The sequence below is a fragment of the Haloarcula japonica DSM 6131 genome (assembly GCF_000336635.1).
Lineage (GTDB): Archaea > Halobacteriota > Halobacteria > Halobacteriales > Haloarculaceae > Haloarcula > Haloarcula japonica.
Genome location: NZ_AOLY01000009.1, coordinates 349,575 through 374,894, shown reverse-complemented (window position 1 = coordinate 374,894; position 25,320 = coordinate 349,575). Strand labels below are relative to the sequence as shown.

Here is a 25,320-nt window from a genome sequence, read left to right as displayed (position 1 = left end):
ATACAAGTGTTCTATCACCACCCTGCAAGTGTTTCCAGTTCGACTACAACCGGACCAGAACAGTGAACAGGTGTTCACACACCACCTTGCAAGTGTTCACACGGGTGTCTGCATCGCACGGGTTCCACTAAAGCACCACCCTGCAAGTGTTACTACACTGCGGTTCGGCGCTCTGTGCGGGCTTTCACACCACCTTGCAAGTGTTTCCCGCACCGATAGAAACAGGAGGGAATAGACGGGACACACCACCGTGCAAGTGTTCGGAAGAGGCCGTTTTGGGCGGCTTTTCCGTCGAATCGGGGTTGACACCACCCTGCAAGTGTTTTCGAAACGGAATACCGCGGTGTGGCGACAGGACGGACTGACACACCGGTCTGCAAGTGTTCTACACACTGCAGCGGAGGGCAAATACCACATAATCGCTCGTTAGCACTTCGGGTTCGCGGTCTATCGTGGGCATACACACACCACCCTGCAACTGTTCTGGACTGCACAATAGAGAGACCGCCGCTGAACACACACACACCACCGTGCAAGTGTTCTGCTGTGTGAGGCGGAGGGGGTGTGCAAAGACGCTGGCTACGTGAACTGCCAGAGGTTCTGTTGCTCGTCGTCGGTCGTGTCCGGTGCCTCGAATTCAGTCGCCTCGTCTTCCAGATAGTGTTCGAGAATCCCGTTGACGTTACTCGGTACGGCATCGCTGTAGGAGGACTGGAGCGCGGCGTTGATGATATCGGTCGGATCGTCAGTGACCTCGTAAATGTACTTGCGCCCGCCCTTGCGGCCGAGGTTGCGTTCGGCCGAGCGGACCAGCCCCTGCATCGAAAGCTGATCGAGGAATTCGTAGATCTTGCGCTCGGACTTCACGCGGCGGCCGCTCGACTCCGCAATCGAAGAATAGAGGTTGTAGATCCGTTTCGTTGACGCCTCGTGTTTCGGCTCGATGAGTGCAAGCGTCGTCGCGAGATACGTCAGCGCCTGCTGTGAACTCAGGTCGTGCTCGAAGTAATCCAGCAGTTCGTCAGTTTCGATGGTATCCGTCGCCCGTCGCGTATGCGCTTCTGTCACACCATCCGCACCCTCCATCCGTGCGTACTCTCCGGCCTTCTCAAGAATTCGGAGCCCCTGCCGAACGTCGCCACGTTCCTGTGCCGAGAAGGCCGCTGCCAGCGGGACGACGTCTTCGCCGAGCACGCCCTCCCGAAACGCGATGTCGGCGTAGTAACCCAGAATGTCCCGAAGTTCGGTCGCATCGTACGGGCCGAACTTGATCTCTCGTTCCCCCAGTGTCGATTTCACTTTGGGTTCCAGCACGTCGACGAACTTGAGGTCGTTCGAAATCCCGATGAGTCCGACTTTCGCATCGGTGATCGGCGTGTTCTCGTTCGCTTCAGCCCGCGGCAGTTCATACAGGAAATCGTTCCGCGCGTCCGCTGGAATGTTGTCGATCTCGTCCAGAATGATAAGCACGTTCCCACCGACGGCCTCGATCTCTTCGTAGAGGAACTCGAAGACACTGTCAGTGCTGTAGCCGCTCTCGGGGAGCTGGTTCTCCGGGTCACGGAACTCGTTGACGAGTGTATTGACCAGCGCATACGCCGACCGGTAGTTCCGGCAGTTTATTGGACCAACAACGGTGAGCGGGATGTCCTCGGCCTCGGCTTTCTCTTCGAGTTTGTCCCGTACCCACTTCGTGACAGCCGTCTTTCCGACTCCCGTTGGGCCGTAGACGAAGACGTTGTTGGGGTCGTGGCCGACGATGACGTCCTGAAGCGCGTTGATGTAGAACTCGATCTCTTCGTCGCGATGAAAGATCGTATCCGGCGTGAACGTGTCTTTTTTCAGCGGTTGCTTTCGTTCGAAGATCGCGTCAGTCCCATCGAACGGGTTCTCGTTCACGTCGACCATCGTATCCCACCTTTTGAGTGACTCTATATAAAACCAGTGACCACCGTACAAGTGTTTCAAGTGTTTTCACGGCGAACAGTCACACACCACCCTGCAAGTGTTCCTCCGATCCCTCTCGAAAACAGCCACGAGCAGTCTCCTACACCGATCCTTCGTCTAGTACACTTGAGTCCTGCGATTCTCGACTATCTCGTTTTGGACAAGATCTAGAACTAGTAGTTTATTCATATATTTTACGGTACAAGCAATTTAGATGTGGTAATTGTCGAACGGTCTCTTCTATGAAATCCAAGCTATAAGCGCTTCAGGACACTCATATCCCGATATACAGCTAATATTCTGATAATGGACTCTAAGTAGAATCGAACAATCCGACTCTCTTTTAAGTACGTGAAGGGGCCCTCCCCCTCCCCACCCCCATCCCCGCAAACACCGAGAACACTTGCAGGGTGGTGTGTGTGGGTCCCGCTTTTCCCGGATATCTCGCTATAAAAGTACCTCGGCGTCGATACGGCATGAAACCCCTTCCACAACGAACGGCACCGCTCTTTACTTTGTGACAGCCCGTATACACTGTATGGACGACCTCGCAGTGACGTTCGTCGACCGGGGCCGCGTACAGGCTGATCGAAACTTCGTCGTCGATGGCCACAGCGTCGCGACAGCCTCGGACCGCGACCCGGAACACGAGTACGAAACGTACGTCGTCTGGAACCTCGTCGTAGAGACGCCCGAGATGACTGTCCTCTGGGACACCGGCTCTCACCCGGAAGCCGGCGACGGGTACTGGCCGACGCCGCTGTACGAGGTGTTCGCACACGTCGATGCCGACGAGCACGCCCTGCCAGCGGATCTCGAAGATGTGGGCTACAGCGTCGACGACATCGATGCCATCGTGATGAGCCACCTGCATCTGGACCACGCCGGCGGCCTGCACAACTTCGCAGGAACGGACGTGCCGATCTACGTCCACCGCGAGGAACTCCCGTATGCGTACTACAGCGCCAACACGGATCAGGGCTCGATCGCCTACCTCGACCACGATTTCAACCGCGATCTGAATTGGGAGATCGTCCACGGCGACAGCTACCATCTCACCGACGGGATCGAACTGCTCCATCTCCCCGGCCACACACCCGGGCTCATGGGGGCATTCATCGACCGCCCGGACCAGCCGCTTCTCGTTGTCGGCGACGAAGCGTACGTCGAGGCAAACTACGCGGGACAGTCCATGGCGACGAGCCTCCTGTGGAACAACGGCGCGTGGAAGGAGAGCCTAGAACGGTGTCGCGACCGCCAGCGAGCCACGGAGGCCGAGGTGCTTCTCGGTCACGATCTCTCAGTGTTCGAAGACGTGTCTGGGAGTGAAGCCTAATATACGGTCCACGTCAGGTTACTCCGAGACAACGACAAGCGTTCGGCGTTCGCCGTCGTCAGTCGCCACGACCCACCGATCGTCGTGGCGCTCGATGACGGCCCAGACGCCGAAAAGCAGGTGCAACTCCAGTTCGAGACCGTTGACGCGTTCTCCGGTCTCTTCGATACGGAACTCCCGGGACTCAGCGACGTTCGTCATGTCACAGACGAGATAGCAGCCAGCGGCAAGCCGTGGCAAGCCGCATTGGCCAGTTCGGGCGCGGCTTTCACTGTTCGAGATAGCCGTACGTCTCCTCCAGATAGTCGATAATCCAGTCGACCGTCGACTCGTCGTAGGTCCAGAAACCGTAGAACTCGCGTGGTTCGCGCTCCTCGGCCAGCAAGGCACACTTCTGGGTCGGGTCACCGCCGCCGTCGAAGACAACGAACCACGAGTCGGCGATCTCGTCCGACCGTTCCAGATGCAGCGAGAACGTACTGTACTCGGGTGGTTCGACGTCAGGGACGGCATAGGCGTGTACATCCACGTCGGTCTCACCCAGCCGTTCGTAAAGGTCGAGTTCCCCCTGGAGAGTCGAGAGGGTCTGGAAGCCGGCGTGCAACGTTCCCTGTCCTACGCGCCACGCGCGGTCCTCGATTTCGCGGGACGCGGCGGTCATTCGCTGGATGGACCACGAGGTGAACATCGTCTCGTCGAGATGATCGAGAATCGACGCGTACGGGCTGTTATCCCGTGTGATGTACTGACGGCCTTCGTCGAGCGAGTCAGTGAACGAATTGAGGCTCGCGGCCGCGGTGACCTCTTCGTCCTCGCTGAGAGTGATAAACTCGCCCGGGCGGCCGCTCTCAGTCTGCTCGGTCTGGACGCGAACATTGCGGTCCGCGAAGCGCTCGCGAAGGTCTTCGGCCGCTGTCGGCCCGGCGTTGAAGATAGTCAGCGTCTTCTGGTGGTCTTCGACGCCAGCGATGAGTTCCGTTAACGACATCCTCGACTGTACATCGGTATTCACCGTGTTAGTCGTTGCGGGAGGGAGTTACACGACTTACTAGTGGTAGCTGACAAGTGTGACTTAGACAGGTATCTTGGCCTTGTGAATCTGTCCCACCAGTGATGAACCCTATTTCGAAAACGGCAATCTGAGGTGCCTGAACCGAAAGATAACGATTAATGAGTGGTTACATAGTGGAAAATCTTTAGTCATGGCCCCCCAACGGAATGGTACGGCACCAGAGCTGGGGCCGAGGATTTCACCATGACAGACAACGAACTAATCTGGCGAATCGCCGGTGGTTCCGGTGACGGAATCGACTCGACAAGCCAGAACTTCGCGAAGGCCTTGATGTGGTCGGGGCTGAACGTATTCACACACCGCCACTACCCGTCGCGTATCCGTGGCGGCCACACGTACGTAGAAGTACGTGCGAAAGACGAACCGGTACAGTCCCGTGGGGACGGCTACAACTTCCTGCTGGCCCTGGGTGACTCCTTCGCCCGGAACCCACAGGAAGAGGCCTACTACGGCAAAGAGGAGCTGAAACCGCTGTACGAGAACTTCGACGACCTCCGCGAGGGCGGCGTCCTCCTCTACGACGAGGGGCTGCTCGACGACGAGGACGTCGATGAAATCGGCCTTGAAGAGGCCGCCGAAGAGAACAACTGGCACGTCGTCCCGATGGATCTCCGCGGTATCGCCAAGGAACACGGCCGCGAGATCATGCGGAACACGGCCGGTATCGGCGCGACCGCGGCTATTCTCGACATCAGCACCGACGAGTTCGAGAAGCTAATCAAACAGAACATGAGCGGCGACATGCAGGAGGCGAACCTCAACGTCCTGCACGACGCCTACGAAGCCGCCAGCGAACTCGATATCGACCACGATATCGAGGTCCCCGAGGGCTCCCACGACGAGGAGCAGGTCATTCTCTCGGGCTCGAACGCGATCTCCTACGGCGCAATCGACGAGGGCTGTCGCTTCATCTCGGGCTACCCCATGACGCCGTGGACCGACGTGTTCACGATCATGTCCCAACACCTGCCGGAGTTCGGTGGGATCTCCGAACAGGTCGAGGACGAGATCGCGGCCGCCGCGCTGGCGCTCGGTGCGTCCCATGCCGGCGTGAAAGCCATGTCCGGGTCATCCGGTGGTGGCTTCGCGCTGATGTCCGAACCGCTCGGACTGGCAGAGATGACCGAGACGCCAATCGTGCTGGTCGAAGCGATGCGGGCCGGTCCCTCGACGGGGATGCCGACCAAGCCCGAGCAGGCTGACCTCGAACACGTCCTGTACACGTCACAGGGCGACTCCGCTCGCGTCGTGTTCGCACCGGCGAACATCCGCGAGTGTTACACCCAGACCCGCTCGGCGTTCCGCATCGCCTACGAGTACCAGATCCCGGCTATCGTCATCTACGACCAGAAGATACAGGGCGAGCTCCGGAACCTCCCGGCCAGCCACTTCGACGAGGAGCCGAACGCCGACCCCGGCTCGGTCCTCACCGAAGAGGAGATTCAGGACGCAGCACACCACACCTCCGGGAAGTTCCAGCGGTTCCTCCACGAACCCGAGGACGGCTCGAACGTCAGCCCGCGCTCCGTGCCGGGCCAGAAGGACGGCCGTTTCCTCGCGACGGGCAACGAGCACAACCCGTCCGGACACATCAGTGAGGACCCTGAAAACCGTATCGCACAGATGAACCGTCGGCTCGGCAAGCTCGACGACATCCGTGCCGACCTGGACGAGAACGCGTCCCACCAGACCTATCACGGACCCGAGGATGCCGACTACGGCATCCTCGTGTGGGGCAGCCAGCAGGGGACCGTCTTCGAGGCCGTCGACCGACTCAACGAGAACGGCCATTCCGTGAAGGCGCTCGGCGTCTCCGACATGGCCCCGTACCCGAAGGAGGAAGTCTCCGAGTGGCTCGAATCAGTCGACGAGGCGCTCGTCGTCGAGATGAACGCGACGGCCCAGTTCCGCGGTCTGACCCAGAAGGAACTCGGCAAGTACGGCGACAAGCTGTCGAGCCTCCTCAAGTACAACGGCAACCCGTTCGAGCCCGCCGAGATCGTCGACGGGTTCGAGTCCAGCATCGACGGCGAGGAACTCGCCGCGAGCAACATGAAGTACGTCCCCGCGGCAGGTGACTAACCTATGAGTGCATTCTCAGCAATCAACGAAGAACGCGAAATCGAGCGCGACGAGTTTACACCCGGCATCGAACCGCAGGCGACCTGGTGTCCGGGCTGTGGCGACTTCGGCGTCCTCAAGGCGCTGAAGCAGGCCATGCCGGAAGTCGGCAAGAACCCCGATGAGGTCGCGCTGTTCACCGGTATCGGCTGTTCCGGAAAGCTCAACAGCTACTTCAACAGCTACGGGTTCCACACCATTCACGGTCGCTCGCTGCCCGTCGCCCGGGCCGCGAAGCTCGCCAACCCCAACCTCGAAGTCATCGCGGCCGGCGGGGACGGCGACGGCTACGGTATCGGTGGGAACCACACGATCCACACTGCCCGTGAGAACCACGATATGACGTATATCGTGTTCAATAACGAGATCTTCGGGCTGACAAAGGGCCAGACATCCCCGACATCGCCGAAGGGCCACAAGTCCAAGACACAGCCCCACGGGTCGGCGAAGTCGCCGATCCGCCCGCTGTCCCAGCAGCTCAACGCCGGCGCGACCTACATCGCCCGGACCGCGGCTGTCAACCCGAACCAGGCCAAGGAAATCATCGCCGAAGCCATCGAGCACGACGGCTTCGCGCACATCGACTTCCTGACCCAGTGTCCGACCTGGAACAAGGACGCGAAGCACTACGTCCCGTACACGGACGTCCAGCAGTCCGACGAGTTCGACTTCGACGTCTCGGACCGCGCGGAAGCCGCCGAGATGATGCGAAAGACCGAAGAGCGACTGTACGAGGGCGAAGTGCTCACCGGTCGAATGTACATCGAAGACGAGCGCCCCTCCTACGGAGAGGAGAAGCGACAGATCGGCGAGATGCCTGAGGAACCGCTCGCAGAGCGGTACTTCGACGAGGACGCGGAGTGGGAGCGGACCTACGACAACCTCCTCGAACACCACAAATAAGGCTCGCCCCCGGACTGCGGATACCACCTCGAACGTCGGTTTCCGGTTCGGAAGATATTTTTTCATGCACCGAAAAGATTAGTCCATGAGTGCCGAGTCTACGGAGCGTCGAATCCTGTCGGTCCTTGAGGAGGACGCACAGGCCTCGTACGCAGAAATCGCGGAGCGAGCCGACGTATCGAAGCCGACAGTTCGGAAATACATCCAGAAACTCGAAGAGGAGGGTGTCATCGTCGGGTACTCCGCCGATGTCGACCCGAAGAAGCTGGCGGGCCAGTCGATTGCGCTGGTCGGCATCGACATCGCGAGCGACTGCTACGTCGAGGCCACGCGGAACCTCAAGGAGATTCCGGAGATGGAGGAGCTGTACACGTCTAGCGGCGACCATATGCTGATGGCGGAAGTCCGGGCGATGGACGGGGATTCGCTGGCGGACGTCATCGAAGACAAGATCCTCGCCCTCGACGGTGTTACCGCCGCGCATCCGTCGTTTCTGCAGGAACGGCTGAAGTAACGGGTTTTTAGACGCTCCAGTGCTGACTGCACGGTATGCTTTCTCGGCTGGTGCTCGGACTCGGGCCGACTGCCGCGGACCTTCTCGACGCGATTAGCGGCGACCGCGGCGAGCTGGCAGTTGTGACCCAGGACGAGCACCGTGCTGAAACGCTCCGGGCGGACGGCATCAACGTGCTCGAAGCCGACCAGGCCGACCCGTCTGTGCTCGCCGGTCTCGACTTTCACCCCGAGAGCGTCATCGTCGCCAGTGAAGACCCGGAACGGAACGCCGACGCGGCGACGGCCGCACGTGACTGCTTTCCCGACATGTTCCTTCTCGCGTACGCCGGCCGCGGCGCGACGGCAGACCAGCGCGACCGACTCGATAGCGTGGTGGACCGGCTGGTTACGCCGGAGTCTGTCGTTACCGACTACGTCACCCAGTCGGTTGGCGACGAGGGAACGCGGGCCAGACAGCTCCATCAGGTACTGCGCGACATTGACGACCACCTTGCCGTCGTCACGCACGACAACCCCGACCCGGACGCGATTGCCAGCGCTGTCGCTCTCGGAGCGCTCGCTGAACGGGCCGACTGCGAGGTGACGCTCTGTTACTACGGGGAGATCTCACACCAGGAGAACCGGGCGTTCGTCAACCTTCTCGAATTCGATCTCCGGAACCTCGACGCCGATTCGCCGGATGAACTGGAAGCGTTCGACGCGTTCGCGCTCGTCGATCACTCCAGAGCCGGTGTCAACGACCAGCTCCCGCCCGAGACTCCCATCGACATCGTCATCGACCATCACCCGCCACGGGTCCCAATCGAAGCCCGCTTCGTCGATCTCCGGAGCGGCGTCGGGGCGACGAGCACACTGCTGGTCGACTACCTCCAGCGGTTCAACGTCGACATTCCAACACACATCGCAACGGGCCTGCTGTTTGGTATCCAGGTCGACACGAAAGACTTCCGGCGGGAAGTCGCTGCCGCGGACTTCGAGGCCGCCGCGCATCTCGTGACAAACGCCGACATGGCGACGCTCCAGCGCATCGAGGACCCGAGCGTGAGCCCGGAGACGCTGTCGGTCATCGGCCGCGCGATTGCGAACCGTGACCAGGAAGGGTCAGTACTTCTGACCGGCGTCGGCGAGATCAGTGACCGGGACGCGCTCGCGCAGGCGGCTGACAGACTCCTCGATCTCGAAGGCGTTCAGGCGACGATGGTGTACGGCGTCGTTGACGGCACGATTTACGCATCCGCTCGGGCGCGCGGCGCAGATATCGATCTCGGCGAGGCGCTACGTGACGCCTTCGGACAGATCGGGTCCGCGGGCGGTCACGCCGATATGGCGGGCGCACAGATCGACCTGGGGATGATAACCGTCGACGACCGCGAGGAGTCGCTGGAGGAAATCGTCCGCTCTATCGTCTCGGACCGGTTTCTCGACGCCATCCAGTCGCGGTCCCACCGGCTGCTCGGGCGCGTCTACGCACGCTCCGACTACGACGTGACCGCGTTCACAGAATCGACGGCGCTTAGACAGGACAGCGGAGACACCATCGCGACGGCTGGAGACGCGCCTGCAGGGTCGGGCGATGACACCGCAACGGACTGGAACAGCGATGTAATGTTTCTGGAAAGCGGCGACGAGGACGGAGGCGACGAGTCGGAACAGGCAGCCGACGCGGCTGAACCGACAGACGACGAGTCAGAACAAGCGGACGGCAGCCCGGAGACGCTCGTCGAACCCGACGACAGTGAGCCGTCGTAGGCGAGCCTTTTTTGCCGTCGGTCGAGAACGTCGCTCCGATGGAGGAATCGAGTCGACCGACGGTCGGAGACTACATGACACGCGAGGTTGTCACCGTCGAACTCGACGACACTGTCGGGGACGTCGCCAGACGTATCGCCGACAACGACCACTTCAGCGGGTTTCCGGTGACTGACGGCCGCCGCGTCGAGGGGTTCGTCAGCGCGCGCGACCTGCTACTCGCGGAGGACCACGAGCCGATGTTCCGCGTAATGACCGCAGATATTCTCGTGGCACATCCGGAGATGGCCGTTCAGGACACGGCGCGCGTTATCCTGCGGTCCGGCATCCAGAAACTTCCGGTCGTTGACGACGCCGGCCACCTCGTTGGCATCATCTCGAACGCTGATGTGATCCGCTCACAGATCGAGCGAGCGACACCGGGAAAAGTTGACAAGCTCAGTCGGACGCTTGAGAACATCCACGGCATCACGACACACGAGGGCCGCCGTGAGGTGGAGCTTGACGACCTGACGCCGACACAGACGACGGTGTACGCCGACGAGCTCGAAGGCCGGGTGTACGAACTGGAACGCGGGCTCGCGGAACCGCTCGTCGTCATCGACAACGGTGGCGACCTCCTGCTGGCGGACGGCCACCACCGCGTCAAAGCCGCCGCACGGCTCGATATCGATGAGATGGACGCTTACGTCATCGTCCTCGACGAGACGGTCGAACTGGGGATGGCCGAAACGGCCGCGGACTCCGACCTGGAGTCGATAGACGATATCGAGGTCGTCGACTACGCACACCACCCGCTCGTGCAGACGACGGAACGACTCCAGGACTAGCCCCCAGCGGTGTGATTGACGGCAGCATCTCGCTTCCCCCGAACCTTCTTACTAAATCATGACATACACCGGAGTATGTTCGATGAGTCGGACCTCCAGCGTATCCGCGAGCAGAAAGACGAGTGGGAAGCCGAGACACTGGACCCCGTACTGGACGCCTACGGCGAACGCAAAGAGCAGTTCGCGACGGTATCAAACCTCGATGTAGACCGGCTGTATACGCCACTCGACGTGGATGATATCGATTATGAAGAAGACATCGGCTTCCCCGGCGAGGAGCCGTTCACACGTGGCGTCTATCCGACGATGTACCGCGGCCGGCAGTGGACCATGCGGCAGTTCGCGGGCTTTGGCACCGCCGACGAGACCAACGAGCGGTTCCACTACCTCATCGACGAGGGCCAGACCGGGCTGTCGACGGCCTTCGACATGCCGACGCTGATGGGGATCGACTCCGACGACGTGATGGCCGACGGCGAGGTGGGTAAGGAGGGTGTCGCCGTCGACACGCTGGCGGACATGGAGCGGCTGTTCGACGGCATCGACCTCGGTGAGGTCTCGACGTCATTCACAATCAACCCCAGCGCCCCCGTCATCTACGCGATGTACATTGCGCTGGCCGACCAGCAGGGCGTCCCACGCGAGGAGATCCGGGGGACGCTCCAGAACGACATGTTCAAGGAATTTATCGCACAGAAGGAGTGGGTCATTCCGCCGGAGCCGTCGTTGAAGCTCGTCACCGACACCATCGAGTTCGCCAGTCAGGAGACCCCGAAGTTCAAGCCCATTTCGGTGTCGGGGTATCACATCCGGGAGGCCGGCTCGACAGCGGTACAGGAGCTCGCGTTTACCCTTGCTGATGGCTTCGCCTACGTCGAGGACTGTCTGGACCGCGGGCTGGAGGTCGACGAGTTCGCCCCACAGCTCTCCTTTTTCTTCAATTCGCACAACTCCATGTTCGAGGAGATCGCGAAGTTCCGCGCGGCTCGGCGTATTTACGCTCGCATGATGGACGACTGGTACGACGCGGAGGCCGACGCGAGCAAGCAACTGAAGTTCCACACCCAGACCGCCGGCCAGTCACTGACTGCCCAGCAACCGCTGAACAACATCGTCCGCGTGACGATTCAAGCCCTCGCGGGTGTGCTGGGTGGGACCCAGAGCCTGCACACCAACAGCTTCGATGAGGCACTGGCGCTCCCGTCCGAGCAGGCGGTCCGAGTCGCGCTCCGAACACAACAGATCATCGCGGAGGAGTCGGGCGCGGCCGACATCGTCGACCCGATGGGCGGCAGTTTCGCTATCGAGTCACTGACTGACGAGGTCGAAGAAAAGGCGATGTCCTACATCAACCACATCAGGGACGAACTCGGCGACGGCTCGGTCCGCGACGGCGTCATTCAGGGGATTCAGGACGGCTACTTCCAGCGCGAAATTCAGGACGCCGCGTACGAGTACCAGCAGCGCGTCGAGAGCGAGGAAGAGGTCATGGTCGGCGTCAACAAGTACACCGTCGAGGAAGACACCGAGCCCGAAATCCTCACTGTCGACGAAGACGTGCAGGAACGCCAGCGGGACAAGCTTGCGACAGCCAAGGCAGAGCGCGACGACGCGGCCGTTGAAGCGGCGCTCGATGAACTGCAGCAAGTGATCGCCGACGGCGGGAACGTCATGCCCGTCATCATCGACGCGGTGAAGGCCTACGCGACGATGGGCGAGATCATGGCTGTCTTCGAGGCAGAGTACGGGAGCTATCAGGAGACGGCCAGCGTTGCGTGACCGGTTCAGGACCCGGCCGCATCGTCGATTCGATCAGAAACGTACACGACGAGGCCAAGCAACACGCCAAGCACGATACCGATAGTGACGAATCCATAGATAGCGACACCAAACGGCGTCGGCGGTAGCGCGATTACACCGAACAGTTCCGGTTCGAGGTCCTCCGGTCGGATGCTGCCGAGTACGAACCCCATCACACCGGCAAGAACAACAATCCCAACGTACAGGCGAAGGACAATTTGCTGTCCGGACCTGGCCTCGGCTTGGTCGCTCATGTGGGAACAACGGCTCGGAGACGATTAGCCTTTTTCACTTCCACCCCGTAGCTATCCTATGTCACAGAAGGAGCTCCTGTTTCTCGTCCTGACCGGAATCGCGCTCATGATGTTCGTGACGGCTATGGTGCTTGTTTCCGGCGCAAGCTAACAGACACTGTCAGTTCTGGCCGCGAACGAACAGAAACAGAGTAAAACAGAGTTCGGGACGCTTACGAGTCGTCTTGTTCTTCCTGACCGCCGTCAGCAAGCAGTGACGGGTCCTTCTCCGGACTGTCGGCTTCGAGCTGCTCCTCGAACCACTGGAACTCACGGTCAAGCATGCCGTCGTCCTCAAGGTTCCACGGGTCGCCGTCCTCGACCTTCGGACCTTCGAGCCAGGACTGGACGATGTTCCAGACGAAGAACAGTTGACCGATGAACAGGATGAGCGCACCGACAGTCGCGAGCTGGTGGAACGTCGCCACCTGCGTCAGCGGCGCGATAGCGCCGTCGAACTGGTAGGTGGCGTACCGGCGGGGCATGCCCAGATAGCCCAGCGCGAGCATCGCGAAGAAGGTGATGTTGGTCCCAACCATCGAGAACCAGAAGTGGGCCTTGCCGAGGGTACGCTGATACATCCGACCGGTGAACACCGGGAACCAGTAGTAGATGCCGGCGAAGGCCGCGAAGCCGATAGCCCCCATCACGATGTAGTGGAAGTGCCCGACGACGTAGTAGGTGTCGTGCAGGATCATGTCGACGGGGATGGAGGCGAGGAACACGCCCGTGACGCCGCCGATGATGAAGTTCGAGACGAAGCCGATACAGAACAGCATCGGCGTCGTCAGGCGCAGGCGGCCGTTCCACATCGTCGTGATCCAGTTGAACGTCTTGACGGCGCTCGGTATCGCAATCGCCAGCGAGACGGCCATGAACGACGCCCGGAGCCGCGGGTCCATGCCCGTCGAGAACATGTGGTGGGCCCAGACGCCGAACGAGAGGACGCCGATGGCGAGCGTCGAGTAGACGACGAACTTGAAGCCGAACAGCTTCCGGCCGGAGAATTTCGGCAGGATGAGGCTGACCAGTCCCATCGGCGGCAGGACGAGGATGTACACCTCGGGGTGGCCGAAGAACCAGAACAGGTGCTGCCACAGCAGCGGCCCGCCGCCCTCGACGGCGAAGAACGTCGTCGAGAGGTTCCGGTCGAGCAGCAGCATGACGATAGCGCTCCCGAGCAGCGGGAACGCGAACAGGATCAGCGCGGACTGGGTGAGGATCGTCCACGAGAAGATGTCGAGGTTCGCCCAGTTGACTTCCCCGTCACGTTCCGTGAAGATGGTCGCGATGAAGTTGATCGCACCCATCGTCGCACCGATCCCGGAGAGGTGCAGCCCCAGCAGCATCAGGTCGACGCCGGGGTTCTGCTGTTCGACCGACAGCGGCGTGTACATCGTCCAGGCCGTGCGGGCCGGCTCGATCATGTTCTCGGTCACCGGCGCGAGGAAGAACCCGGCCCAGATGAGGAGCGCGGCGGGCGGGAGTATCCAGAACGCGATGGCGTTGATGCGCGGAAACGCCATGTCGTCGGCCCCGATGAGCAGCGGGATGAAGTAGTTCGCAAACGCCGCGATGATGGGCGTCCCGAACAGGAACAGCATCGTGATACCGTGGCTCGTCAGAATGGAGTTGTATGCGTTGTTGCCAAGGATGGCCCCAGCGGGCGTGACGAGCTGGAGGCGAATGAGCATCGCCATGATACCGCCCACGGCGAACGCGATGACCGCGTACACCCCGTACAACAGACCGATGTCCTTGTGGTCGACGGTTGTTAGCCAGCGAATGATACCTGCGGGTTTCTCACGGTTGATGACCGCCGTCTCGTCACCCGTGACGGCCCCGCCACCCGCGAGCGGCGTATACGAACGCCAGTTCTCGACACGGGTGAGAAGCGCGGCGACGCCGACGAGGAGGACGGCCATCAGCCCCGTCAGCACAATATCTCCTGCTACCATAGTCGTCCTTCAGGACTGGGACATTATCAAAGGGTCGATTCCTGCAGCAACGACGATAAAATACGGCTCCCATACCGCGTTACAACCGCAGAAATAAGCGCCTCCCTCACACTGTCTCCCGGTGGCAAGGACGGTCAGTTTTCGAAGCGGTCTGTCCGAAACTGTCAGTTCAGTCTTCGTGACCCAGTTCGCCGCTTTCTTTCTCGGCGTTCTCGACGGCCTTCCCCGCGTAGTAGGTCAGGACAGCGAGTAGCAGGAACATCGAGATAATCAGTGCGAACTGCAGCCCCGAGAAGACGGGATCGGTTCCAAACGCCGGGAACGCAGCGAACGCGACGATGAAGAAGAAGAGGATCCCGAGCGGGATGACGTTCACAGTGAGGTCAAGCAGGGTGTCTTTTTCGAACCCGAACAGTGCCATGGCTGTCCGTTAGAACAGGCCAGTAAATAGAGTGTTGGTTTCCGAGTCGGGCTAGTACCCGTCTCAGGCCGCGGTCTGTTCCATAACTGAGGCGACGCCGCCCATTGCGATCATCACGGCACCCGCCGCGGCGACGGCCACTAGCCGAGTGAAGAGTGGCCCGGTCCCGACGTTCGAGAGGGCGATATCGGTGACCGGGACCTGCCAGAGCGCAAACGCGGCGGCGATGACGATAAGCACCACTCCCACGCCCAGCAGGGTCGGCCACGGCCGTTCCACGTATCCGGATTCCGTGAGGATACCGGCGATACTGCCGCCGAAGAGTATCAGTCCGAAGACGGCTACCGGAAAGAGCCCGACGAACACGCCGATCTCTGACAGTGCTAATCCCAGTGCGACGAACAGCGGCCACGGACTCGCAGTCGGATACTGGTCGCTTAGTCCCGGCTCCTCTGCCATACGGGCACTTGCAGTCGAATCGTCATATGTCCATCGGACCGCGCCCGTGGGCACAAACTATTTGTCTGCCATCCGGCTTGGTGGGAGTAATGAGTACACGCACGGTCGAACGGGTCGACGGCTGGGAGTCGGTTCCGTTCGACGGCGGGTTCGCGGGCCTGCAAGACCTTGCCGGGCAGGAGTTCTCCGGCGCGGTCATCACGGGTCCGACGCGCCTGTTCATGTTGAACGGGACCGTCGTCGGTGTCCTCGACGGCACAATCGAGGACTTTGAGGACGCATCGGGAACAGCCAAGCGGTCGCCCCACGAGGCCTTGCCCCTGCTTGCAGTGATGCAGGAGCGAGCCGACGAAGTGAAAGCACAGTACTACACCGAAGACACGGCGCTTGCAGAAGTCGACCAGACCCTGTCGAGCGGCAACTTTACGGGCTTTATCGAACTTTCAGAGAACGTCCTCTCGGGCGACTACTACACCGTCTACCACCAGGGCCGCTCGATGAGCGTCGCGTGGGTCGGGAACTCCGACAACCTCATCACCGACGACGAGGCGTTCGAGACGGCCAACGACGAGGTCGGTATCTACGAGGTCATGCCGGTCGACATCGAGCCAATCGAGATCCCGGAACCGCCGGAAGACGATACGGACGAGCAGTCAGCGGACCCGGCGGCCGCCGGCGTCGATCCACTCGATGCTGGTGACGAGACGGCCATCGCCGACGAACCGGCCGACACTGGGGCGGCGGACGCCGCGCCGGCAGGTGGGGCCGAACCGGGCGAGGCAACGCAACGCGACGACGTCAGCACCGAGCCAGCGGAACCGTCCCCGGACTCTGCCGGAGATACCGAAACCGATGGAACCGACGATGCTGGACAGACACAGGCCACAGCAGAGTCGACACCGGACCGCGGCCCTGCAAGCAGCGGCCCACCGGGGTCGAAAGCCGCCGGCGCGAATCCGGGCCGGTCCCGCCGTCGATCCGAATCGGATGAGCAACCGGACGTGGACGAGAAGCCGAATGCGGACAGCCGGCCAGACAGCAAAGCGACAGACCGGGCGACGACAGACACCGACACTGCGACGCAGACGGAACCCGACCACGACGCAACTGAACGGGAGGCCAGCGTGCGTGAGACTGCCGGGGAGACCGAACCGAAACGCCCGGCGACTGAGCCGTCACAAACGCAGGGAGCCCAGCACGCCAGCGCTCGAAGTACCCCGGCACAGAGCGATCAGGCGGCTTCGACAGACCGTCACGCCGAACCGACAGACTCGAAACCGACCCAGAGCACCGAGTCACGGCCGTCCCAGGCACAGCCCGAGACTGATGCGGCAACGCCGACACCGGACGCCGGGTCCGGTGGGTCAAGTGCAGACCTCGAAACACGCTCGGTCCCGTCGCTGGACCCGAACAAGTCCGGCGGTGCACAGGAAAGCACAGCCACCAGCGTGTCTCCCACGCAGACGCCGCCAACAGGTGGACAACAGACATCGACACCGCGACGCGACCAGCCGGCCCAGAACGACTCGACGCCGTCGACCGAATCCAGCGTACAGGGACCAGCACCGGCTCAGGAAAGCCGTGGTACAACTGCGAACGACCCACAGCCGGCCGATGCGCCGCAGTCAACGCCGTCGACAGGGGACCAGGGACAGTCGCCTGCCGACGAAGAGCCGACACCGCGCGACCCGGAGCGCGTGGCAGACCTCGAATCCGAACTCGAACAGCGAGCCGAGACTGTGTCGGAACTCGAATCTGAACTCACAGACCTAGAGGCCACGAACCAGGAACTCCGGGACGAGCGCGACCGTCTGGAGTCGGAGCTAGCCGACGCACGGGCCGAGATCGACCGGCTGGAGGAGCAACTCGACGAGCAGAACGACACCACCGCAGGTGGTTCCCGGCTCAGCGTCGGCGAGGCGATAAACGGGACGAACCTCTTCGTCAGGTACGACTCGAAGGGTAAGGCGACGCTGGAGGAAGCCAAGGACGGGGAAGCGAGCCGCGAGGAAGTCGAGGCGAACCTCAGACTGGAGTACCACACGCAGTTCGAGGCCGAGGGGGCCACGGTCAACGGGACACCCTTCGAGGAGTTCCTCGAAGACAGCATCCAGTACCGCTTCGTCAACTGGCTCATCCGGAACCTCCTCTACGAAATTCGAGACACTGGCCATGCGGGGGCGATGAAGGACCTCTACGAGGGCCTTCCAGCTATCGACCGTGCCGAACTGAACGGCAACGTCACGGTGACCTACACGGAGGACGGCCAGGAGAACCGCTCACAGGAACGGTTCGATGTCGTCGTCCGCGACCGGATGGGGAACCCGCTGGTCGTCGCAAACATCAACGACTCGCGCGAACCGGCCTCTGAGGGCCAGATGTCTGACCTCATCCGGAACGCCGAACGGGTCGGCAACGCCTCCGGGTCGCTTGCGTCGGCGTTTCTCGTCACGAGTAGTTTCTTCGAGCCGGGCGCGCTCGAAACGGCCGAAGAAGCCACCTCTAGCGGGCTGTTCAACCGCGATAAGCGGAAGAGCTTCGTGAACCTCTCGCGCAAGGAGGGCTTTCACCTCTGTCTGCTAGAAGCGAGAAACCAGGAGTTCCACCTGGCGGTCCCGGAACTCTGAGAAAGAAGTTTAGCCTTCGATTTCGGCCGCGTCTTCGATCTTCATACCTTCGAGCTTGTCGATGATTTCGTCGACCTTCTCGTCGAGGTCGTCGACGAACTCACCGGTCTGTTCGGTCGTGATCGCACCCTGGCTGGAGGGCTCGATGAGGTTCTCCTCTTCGAGAACGCGCAGGGAGTACCGCACCTTGTGGTGCGGGTAGCCGGTTTCGTTGGACATCTTCACGATACCGATAGGCTCGTTCTCGATAACCATGCGAAGCACCTGCAAGTGGCGCTCCAGCATGTCAACTTCCTTTTCAAGCCTGTCTATCATGGCAATTGTTAACTTGTGTTTGCGGTATTTAAAGGTTCTCCCTCGGCCAATCGCTACAACGTTGATACGTTCGAACAGGGGTGTCTTAAAACCGTCGTAACGGTTCACATGGGTACTGCTCACGAGCGTGAGTTCCGGACCGTAATCTGTTTATCACGGTGGATGGAAGGTGCGTGCGATGACCGTAACCATCGTCGGCTCACAGCTCGGCGACGAAGGGAAGGGCGGCATCGTCGACCTGTACGGCGACGACGTAGACGTCGTCGCACGCTATCAGGGCGGCGACAACGCCGGCCACACCGTCGTCCACGAGGGCGAGGAGTACAAGCTCTCGCTGGTTCCGAGCGGAGCCATCCGCGGCAAGGTCGGCGTACTCGGCAACGGGTGCGTCGTCAATCCGCGAACGCTGTTCGACGAGATAGACACCCTCCAGGAACGCGGCCTCGACCCGGACGTCCGCATCGCCGAACGAGCACACGTCATTCTCCCGTTCCACCGGGTGCTCGACGGTATCGAGGAGGAAGTAAAAAGCGAAACGGATGACGAAGTCGGGACGACGGGCCGAGGTATCGGTCCGACCTACGAAGACAAGGCCGGTCGGCGCGGCGTCCGTGTCGGCGACCTGCTCGACCCGGACGTGCTCCAGGAGCGCCTCGAATACGTCGTTCCGCAGAAGCGGGCCGTCGTCGAGGACGTGTACGACCTCGACGTCGCCGATCTTGACGACCCGGACGCCTTCGACGTGGACGCCATCTTCGAGGAGTTCCGCGAGTTCGGCCGCCGCTTCGAGGCCGGGGACATGACGGTCAACGCCGGGGCCTTCCTCAGCGCGACTATCGACGAGGGCCAGAACGTCATGCTCGAGGGTGCACAGGGGACCATCATCGACATCGACCACGGGAACTACCCCTACGTCACCTCCTCGAACCCGACGGCCGGCGGCGCGGCGACCGGAACCGGACTCAGCCCCGGCGTCGTCGGCGACGGCGAAGTCATCGGGATCGTGAAGGCGTACCTCACCCGCGTCGGGAGCGGGCCGCTGCCGACCGAACTCGGCGGCGTCGTCGGCGATACGCCCGGCTACGACGAGCAGGGTGAAGGCGAGAACGAGGAGCTGGCGAACTACATCCGGGAAGAAGGCGGCGAGTACGGCACCGTTACCGGCCGGCCACGGCGTGTCGGCTGGCTCGACCTGCCGATGTTGCGCCACTCCACGCGCGTGTCCGGCTTTACCGGCATCGCCATCAACCACCTCGACGTCCTCGCCGGCCTCGACGAAGTGAAGGTCGGCCACACGTACACGCTCGACGGCGAGGAACTGGCGTCGATGCCCGCGACCACCGAGCAGTGGAAGCGCTGTGAGGCCAATCTCAAGTCCTTCGACGGCTGGCCCGAGATCGACTGGGCGGATGCCGCCGAGGAGGGGTACGACGCGCTGCCGGAGAACGCGAAGACCTACGTCGAATACATCGAGTCCGAACTCGACACGCCGGCCTACGCTATCGGCGTCGGTCCCGGTCGCGGCGAAACCATCGTCCGCGAGCATCCGTTCTAACGGATTTTCCCTGGTTCGACGTTTACACACTCATTTGCCGTCGCCCAGCGATGGGACGATACCACTGGGAGAGCGGCAGACTTTTGCGACCACCGGTCTTGGCTGAAGATATGAAAGAGGACCTGATGGAAATTATCTGCTGCCCTCTGGACAAGCACGACCTCAACCTCGAAGTGACGGAGCGCGATGACGGCGAAATCCTGTCGGGCGAACTCACCTGTACCGAGTGTAGCGAGACGTTCCCCATCGAGGACGGCATTCCGAATCTCCTCCCGCCGGACATGCGCGACGAAGCACCGGCCTGAACCTTTTTTTCCTCGCCACGCGGAGTCACATCCGTGCCTGACTCCCTGCCCGTGCACCTCAACCGGACGGACATCCACAGCCTGGAGGTTCCAAACGAGTTCGACGCGACAGGGAGTTTCGACGTGCGATTAGTCAATCACGGCGAGGCCCTGCATGTCCATCTCCACCTCGACGACTCGCTCTCTTCCATCGCGTCACTCGACGCCACAAACCACCACGTACGGGCCGAAACTGACAGATTGGTCAGGATAACTATCGACGGTGACGGGCCGGTCCGTGGCAAGCTAAAGGTCGTGACGGGGTACGGTGCCGAGACCCGGTACATCGATATCTACATCCCGGAAGGCGGGACCGAGAACGAACCGGTCATCGTCGACGACGAGCTGTCGAAACCACAGCCGAAACCAACGGCGGAATCGGAACCCAGCCTCGAAGACCTGTCCGCAGGGCCGATACTGGCGGCGGGCGGCTTCACGGTCCTGATCGCGGGCCTCATCACGCTGGTACTCACCGAGAGTGTGCTGTTGACCGTCGCCGCCGTACTCGCTGTCACAATCGTGCTGGGGCTCCTGTTCGTCGCTGTTCGCTCATCCTGAGACCGGCCAACTCACTCTTCGGTCTCGACACCGCCAAGGTGCCCCTCGTCGTCGAACAGTTTCGCTCGCAGGAACCGTGCGCGGTATCGGTTGGCTCCCTCGTAGATGTCGGCCTCGCGGATGTCGTCTGCCTTGCCGTCGGCGACGGCATCGATGATATCCTCGATCTGCTCTTTCTCGCTGGGCGTGAGCTCGAACTCGTAGGTCTGGCTCGTCTCCCCTTCGAGTTTCGTCCACTGGCGTGCGCCGGCGATGACCAGCGAACAGGGCTCGCGGCAGGGGAACGCACCCGACCCGCCGTCGACGTCGAGGTCCGTCTCCTCGTCGTACTGCCACTCCCGGCGCTTGAGACACTGAGAATCGTCACAGCAGGCCTCTGCGACCCAGTTGACGTGTTCGTAGCCGTCACCGCGGTCCCAGGTACTGACGACGCCGTAGATTCCCGTCTGGCGGTCGACGGTGTCCCGCCAGTGGGTCACGTCGAGTTCACCCTCTTGCTCACGGTGCCAGTTCGCAATAGTCGCCGGGTAGAACGCGTCGACCGTCGTGACGCACTCACTCGCCGATAGCTCAGGGAACGTCCAGCCGGTCTGGAGCGACGGCGCAGTCTTGAGCGGGCGATAGCCCCCGTCGTCGTCGTGTTTCGCGATCTCGCGCGCGTCGAGCGGATCGTCGTGTGCGTCGAGCGCACTCGTGCCGACATCGGCGTCGGCGCGGTGCCGGACGCTATAAGTCCGCTCCCCATCGGAGAGCGTGACGCGCAGGTGGAGTTCGCCCCAGGTCGCGGCAACCCCATCGGCGAGTGCATCGTAGCGCTCGGCCACGTCTCGCTGCTCAGCGCCTTCGAGCCAGCGGAGGAACGCCCATCGGTCCGCCTTCTGGGGCGCTGTGGCGTGCCAGAAATACCAGTTCCGGACGTACGGTGACTCCGCCGCTACCGTCCGGAGCGTCTCCTCATCGATACCACTGTGGTCCACGTCCGGCGTCTGAAACGTGTACCCGTCGCCGTTGTGGGCCACGTGGAGGTCGTCGAAGGCGATGCCATCCGGGGCAGTTGCCACCAGCGCGTCCACGTACTCGCCGTCCATACTGGAAAACGGGACTCAGTCGGCAAAAGTCGGCTGGTTCCGGCCAACCCGCGGTGAACCACTTCTGTTCTCTGATCGGGTAGTGGTGGTTGGCGACCTATCAGTCGCCAGTCGCGGGCTTTGCGCCGCCGGTCTCCTCGCGCACCTGCTCGATTGCGCTGCTCACGTCGGCACCTGCGTCAGCGGCCCGTTCGAGCACCACGTCGGCCATCAGCGGCTCCGTTCCGACCGCACCGGCGTACCAGATATCGTGGCCCTCGACAGTGGTCGGCACGTCGTAACCAGTCCGGTAGTCGTCAGTCAGCCCCATGTCCTCGGGGATATCCTCCTGCGTGTGGAAGCCGTCGGCGATGAACAGTGGGACGACGACGATGTCGTCGCTCTCGAAGTAGTCCGCCACGTCGTCGACTTCGGGGTCCTCGTCCATGAACAGTGACTGCACTTCGTCGAAGCGACCCCGCTCGCGGATGCGGTCGGCGTGGTACTGGATTGCTTTCGCGGAGTTCTCGTTTCGCTCCGTGCCGTGGCCGACGACGGCGAGGCCGAACCCCTCACCGACGTCGGGATCGCCGGTGACGGACTCGGCCCGCTGGACGATGACATCGCTCATCGAGTCGTGGGTGCCCACCGGACCGCAGTAGTGGACTGTCTGGTCGGTGTCCTCGGCAGTCAGCGTGGCGTTGGTCGCGCTCGTCCCGTCGGACTCCCACAGCTCTGGGTCCCAGTCCTCCAGACGGAACTCTCGGGGAATGACCTGCTCGGTGAAGTACCCCTCCGAGATGAACAGCGGAACCAGATACACCTCGTCGGCATCGACGGTCCGCAGTGCCTCCCGGAACGACGGTTCCTCCTTCCAGAAGGACTCGCGGACCTCGCCGAACGCGCCGGTCGCCCGAATCGTGTCGGCGTGGTCGTACGTGGGCGTACTCGACTCGGCGTTCAGATGGGAGCCGTGGGCCGCGATAACGAGTGCTTCGTCCATACCCTCCGGTTGGAGCGAGTCGTCCTTAGGGCCTTCGTTGGCCGTGTGGATAGCCGGGTTCGAACGCGGAAGACGAGTGGTTTCCGACCGTTTCCATTCGGTCACAGCCCGAACAGGAGGACGTAGAACAGCAGTGCGGCGGCCGCCAGCAGCGCGGCGTGTCCCAGTGCGCCGGCGGCTACGACGAGGCCACCGATGACTCGTTCCGCCGTTTTCAGGGGCTGTCCGAACACCTGCCGTTCGCGTTGTGCAATAGCCATTGTCCTTCCCTCATGTAGAGAGTGAGCGTCTAGGGGGACAATCCCCCGTGGCTGTTCTCACCCGCTGGGAGCGGCCCCCAATTCTATGGGACCGCTCTCGTCCGGTATCCGATGGAACCGCTTTTGCCCGCGCCGTCCGTGGCCGACGCCAATGTCACTCGCAGCTGCGACCAGAGACGCCGTCCGCGAGCGCCCCTTTCTCTACGACGCACTTCGGGCCGGCGTCGTCAACTACACCGCTGCCGCGCGCACGCTCGACGTTGACGGCGAAGAAGAGGCCATTGCGACCGCACTCCGCCGGTTCGCCGAGGAGCTGGACGACGGGCCGGTCCACGAGAGCGACGCCCGCGTGTCCATGGAGAGCGGGCTCGGTCGGGTCGAGTCGCCCGACGCTGAGTCGAGTGCCGTCCTCGCGGTCGGCGACGCCACCTTCGCCGACGGCGCTGGCTCGTTGACGGGTATCGTCGCCTCCGGTGACCTCTCCTCGGGAGCGCTGGCCCAGGTGCTGGGACGCCTGCGAGCGACCGACGTCTCGGTCGAGGCCGCCGGCGTCACCGACGACGCGCTCGTCGTGGTGGTCAGTCGCCGTGCGGGACCGGACGCGCTCCGGACAGTCGAGGCTGTCGTACAGGGATGAATCGCCTTCCGACGGCTTAAAGCGGGCGGCCCCAGTTGCTCCCGGTAATGACGCTTCGCGTGACGAACACGTTGACCGGTGAGAAAGAGCCCTTCGAGCCGCGCGACCCCGACTCCGTGTTGCTGTACTACTGCGGGCTGACGACCTCCGACCCGCCGCACCTCGGGCACGCGCGGGGGTGGGTCCACGTCGATGTGATGGCCCGCTGGCTCGACCACTTGGGCTACGACGTCCACCACGTCGAGAACCTCACCGACATCAACGAGAAGATCGTCGCCCGCGTCGGCGAGGACGGCGACAGCGAGGCTGACGTGGCCCGCCACTACGTCCAGCAGGTCATCGAGGACATGCGGTCGCTCAACCTCGGCCGCGCGGAGGTGTATCCCCGCGTCTCCGAGCACGTTCCCGAAATTATCGACCTCGTCGAGCGACTCGTCGAACAGGGCCACGCCTACGAGCAGAACGGGTCCGTCTACTTCGACGTGACCAGTTTCGAGGACTACGGGAAGCTCTCGAATCAGTCCGTCGACGACATCGAATCACAGGGCACAGACACCGAAGGGGAGAAGCGCCACCCTGCAGACTTTGCGCTCTGGAAGGCCGGCGGCGTCGACCCGGCAGACATCGCCGAACATCAACATCCCGAGGCCGCATCCGCCGAAGAAGCCTGCCAGACTGCTCAGACATGGGACTCGCCGTGGGGCGAGGGGCGACCCGGCTGGCACATCGAGTGCTCGGCGATGTCGATGACCCACCTCGACGAATCCATCGACATCCACGTCGGCGGGCAAGACCTTGTCTTTCCCCACCACGAAAACGAGGTGGCACAGAGCGAGGCGGCGACCGGCCAGCAGTTCGCGAAGTACTGGCTCCACGTCCGCCTGCTGGAAACAGAGGAGGAGAAGATGTCCTCCTCGCTTGGCAACTACTTCGCCGTCGCCGATGCCGTCGAGGAGTTCGGTCCCGACGTGCTCCGGACCTTCCTGCTGTCGACGGCCTACACCTCGCGGGCCACCTACAGCGACGAGACCATCGCGGAGGCCGAGGAGCGCTGGGATCGCCTCTCTCGCGGTTACGAGCGTGCGGTCGAGGCCTGCGACGACGTTGACGCCTACGCGAAGATGTCCGACGAGTCCCTGCGCGGGGCCGTCGACGACGCCCGCTCGGCGTTCGAGGAGGCGATGAACGACGACTTCAACACGCGGGAAGCGATGACCGCGCTGCTCGACTTGACGGCCGCAGTGAATACCCACCTGGATGCCCACGAACGACGGGACTACCAGGGGCTCCGACGCGCCGTCGAGACGTTCGAGGAGTTCGGCGGCGGCATCCTCGGGCTGGCGTTCGGCGACGACAACAGTGGCGACGTATCGCTGGCCGGTGACGTCGTTGACCTGGTTCTGAATATCCGTAAACAGGAACGGGACGCCGGTAACTACGAACGCGCCGACGAACTCCGGGACGAACTCGAAGCGCTCGGCGTCGAAGTGCAGGACACCGACGACGGGACGACCTACCGGCTCTGAGGGTTGAACGACCGGTTTTGGAC

24 protein-coding genes are annotated in these 25,320 nt (G+C 62.3%); 13 read left to right on the top strand and 11 right to left on the bottom strand.

Annotation, left to right across the window (positions count from 1 at the left end):
- Window positions 1-579: 579 nt before the first annotated feature.
- Window positions 580-1,908 carry a Cdc6/Cdc18 family protein gene (locus tag C444_RS07220; protein ID WP_004591928.1) on the bottom strand — a complete coding sequence of 443 codons (1,329 nt, stop codon included), beginning with the start codon at window positions 1,906-1,908 and terminating at the stop codon, window positions 580-582.
- Window positions 1,909-2,485: 577 nt separating this feature from the next.
- Between C444_RS07220 and C444_RS07215 the strand changes: the two genes are divergently transcribed.
- A complete protein-coding gene (locus C444_RS07215) occupies window positions 2,486-3,283 on the top strand; it encodes an N-acyl homoserine lactonase family protein (RefSeq protein ID WP_004591927.1) in 798 nt (265 codons plus the stop codon).
- Between the two features lie 18 nt (window positions 3,284-3,301).
- Here C444_RS07215 and C444_RS07210 read toward each other — a convergent pair whose 3' ends face one another.
- Entirely contained in the window at window positions 3,302-3,484 is a 183-nt protein-coding gene (locus tag C444_RS07210) for a hypothetical protein (protein WP_004591926.1), read from the bottom strand.
- 67 nt (window positions 3,485-3,551) lie between these two features.
- On the bottom strand, window positions 3,552-4,271 hold the full coding sequence (locus tag C444_RS07205; protein WP_004591925.1) for a DICT sensory domain-containing protein: 720 nt from the start codon (window positions 4,269-4,271) through the stop codon (window positions 3,552-3,554).
- 267 nt (window positions 4,272-4,538) lie between these two features.
- On the opposite strand from C444_RS07205, the gene C444_RS07200 reads away from it, so the two are divergent.
- The 6 genes from C444_RS07200 (at window position 4,539) to C444_RS07175 (ending at window position 12,253) form a co-directional block, all read left to right on the top strand.
- Complete coding sequence (locus C444_RS07200; protein WP_004591924.1) at window positions 4,539-6,437, top strand: 2-oxoacid:acceptor oxidoreductase subunit alpha; 1,899 nt, start codon at window positions 4,539-4,541, stop codon at window positions 6,435-6,437.
- Window positions 6,438-6,440: 3 nt separating this feature from the next.
- Window positions 6,441-7,379 (top strand): thiamine pyrophosphate-dependent enzyme, encoded by a 939-nt coding sequence (locus C444_RS07195; RefSeq protein WP_004516277.1) that lies wholly within the window; start codon window positions 6,441-6,443, stop codon window positions 7,377-7,379.
- Between the two features lie 85 nt (window positions 7,380-7,464).
- Complete coding sequence (lrpA1, locus tag C444_RS07190) at window positions 7,465-7,893, top strand: HTH-type transcriptional regulator LrpA1 (protein WP_004591923.1); 429 nt, start codon at window positions 7,465-7,467, stop codon at window positions 7,891-7,893.
- 35 nt (window positions 7,894-7,928) lie between these two features.
- A complete protein-coding gene (locus tag C444_RS07185) occupies window positions 7,929-9,644 on the top strand; it encodes a DHH family phosphoesterase (RefSeq protein ID WP_004591922.1) in 1,716 nt (571 codons plus the stop codon).
- Between the two features lie 38 nt (window positions 9,645-9,682).
- Window positions 9,683-10,474, top strand: coding sequence for a CBS domain-containing protein (locus tag C444_RS07180; RefSeq protein WP_004591919.1), 792 nt, complete (start codon window positions 9,683-9,685; stop codon window positions 10,472-10,474).
- Between the two features lie 75 nt (window positions 10,475-10,549).
- Window positions 10,550-12,253 (top strand): methylmalonyl-CoA mutase family protein, encoded by a 1,704-nt coding sequence (locus C444_RS07175; RefSeq protein WP_004591917.1) that lies wholly within the window; start codon window positions 10,550-10,552, stop codon window positions 12,251-12,253.
- 5 nt (window positions 12,254-12,258) lie between these two features.
- Here C444_RS07175 and C444_RS07170 read toward each other — a convergent pair whose 3' ends face one another.
- The 4 genes from C444_RS07170 to C444_RS07155 form a co-directional block, all read right to left on the bottom strand.
- The gene (locus C444_RS07170; protein WP_049909215.1) at window positions 12,259-12,528 is read right to left on the bottom strand and encodes a DUF7520 family protein; all 270 of its coding nucleotides are present in this window, start codon (window positions 12,526-12,528) and stop codon (window positions 12,259-12,261) included.
- Window positions 12,529-12,740: 212 nt separating this feature from the next.
- Window positions 12,741-14,525 carry a cytochrome c oxidase subunit I gene (locus C444_RS07165; RefSeq protein WP_004591911.1) on the bottom strand — a complete coding sequence of 595 codons (1,785 nt, stop codon included), beginning with the start codon at window positions 14,523-14,525 and terminating at the stop codon, window positions 12,741-12,743.
- A 169-nt stretch (window positions 14,526-14,694) separates the two neighbouring features.
- Window positions 14,695-14,946, bottom strand: coding sequence for a DUF6684 family protein (locus C444_RS07160; protein ID WP_004591910.1), 252 nt, complete (start codon window positions 14,944-14,946; stop codon window positions 14,695-14,697).
- Window positions 14,947-15,009: 63 nt separating this feature from the next.
- Window positions 15,010-15,405, bottom strand: coding sequence for a DUF7541 family protein (locus C444_RS07155; RefSeq protein WP_004591909.1), 396 nt, complete (start codon window positions 15,403-15,405; stop codon window positions 15,010-15,012).
- Between the two features lie 89 nt (window positions 15,406-15,494).
- Between C444_RS07155 and C444_RS07150 the strand changes: the two genes are divergently transcribed.
- Entirely contained in the window at window positions 15,495-18,032 is a 2,538-nt protein-coding gene (locus C444_RS07150; RefSeq protein ID WP_004591908.1) for a DUF7527 domain-containing protein, read from the top strand.
- A 9-nt stretch (window positions 18,033-18,041) separates the two neighbouring features.
- On the opposite strand, the gene C444_RS07145 is transcribed toward C444_RS07150, so the two are convergent.
- Entirely contained in the window at window positions 18,042-18,347 is a 306-nt protein-coding gene (locus tag C444_RS07145) for a hypothetical protein (protein WP_004516266.1), read from the bottom strand.
- 178 nt (window positions 18,348-18,525) lie between these two features.
- Here C444_RS07145 and C444_RS07140 point away from each other — a divergent pair, with 178 nt between their 5' ends.
- The 3 genes from C444_RS07140 (at window position 18,526) to C444_RS07130 (ending at window position 20,804) form a co-directional block, all read left to right on the top strand.
- The gene (locus C444_RS07140) at window positions 18,526-19,902 is read left to right on the top strand and encodes an adenylosuccinate synthase (RefSeq protein WP_004591907.1); all 1,377 of its coding nucleotides are present in this window, start codon (window positions 18,526-18,528) and stop codon (window positions 19,900-19,902) included.
- A gap of 110 nt (window positions 19,903-20,012) precedes the next feature.
- Window positions 20,013-20,207 (top strand): methytransferase partner Trm112, encoded by a 195-nt coding sequence (locus C444_RS07135; protein ID WP_004591906.1) that lies wholly within the window; start codon window positions 20,013-20,015, stop codon window positions 20,205-20,207.
- A gap of 33 nt (window positions 20,208-20,240) precedes the next feature.
- Window positions 20,241-20,804 carry a DUF7524 family protein gene (locus tag C444_RS07130; RefSeq protein ID WP_239641263.1) on the top strand — a complete coding sequence of 188 codons (564 nt, stop codon included), beginning with the start codon at window positions 20,241-20,243 and terminating at the stop codon, window positions 20,802-20,804.
- Between the two features lie 11 nt (window positions 20,805-20,815).
- Here the strand turns inward: C444_RS07130 and C444_RS07125 are convergent, their stop codons facing one another.
- From C444_RS07125 to C444_RS22240, 3 genes are all read right to left on the bottom strand, one after another.
- Complete coding sequence (locus tag C444_RS07125; protein WP_004591904.1) at window positions 20,816-21,892, bottom strand: DR2241 family protein; 1,077 nt, start codon at window positions 21,890-21,892, stop codon at window positions 20,816-20,818.
- 100 nt (window positions 21,893-21,992) lie between these two features.
- Window positions 21,993-22,874 carry a CbiX/SirB N-terminal domain-containing protein gene (locus C444_RS07120; RefSeq protein ID WP_049909244.1) on the bottom strand — a complete coding sequence of 294 codons (882 nt, stop codon included), beginning with the start codon at window positions 22,872-22,874 and terminating at the stop codon, window positions 21,993-21,995.
- 101 nt (window positions 22,875-22,975) lie between these two features.
- Window positions 22,976-23,134 (bottom strand): hypothetical protein, encoded by a 159-nt coding sequence (locus C444_RS22240; protein ID WP_004591902.1) that lies wholly within the window; start codon window positions 23,132-23,134, stop codon window positions 22,976-22,978.
- Window positions 23,135-23,285: 151 nt separating this feature from the next.
- Here C444_RS22240 and C444_RS07115 point away from each other — a divergent pair, with 151 nt between their 5' ends.
- Window positions 23,286-23,771, top strand: coding sequence for a DUF7523 family protein (locus C444_RS07115; RefSeq protein WP_004591901.1), 486 nt, complete (start codon window positions 23,286-23,288; stop codon window positions 23,769-23,771).
- A 47-nt stretch (window positions 23,772-23,818) separates the two neighbouring features.
- Entirely contained in the window at window positions 23,819-25,297 is a 1,479-nt protein-coding gene (gene cysS / locus C444_RS07110; protein ID WP_004591900.1) for a cysteine--tRNA ligase, read from the top strand.
- Window positions 25,298-25,320: the final 23 nt, after the last annotated feature.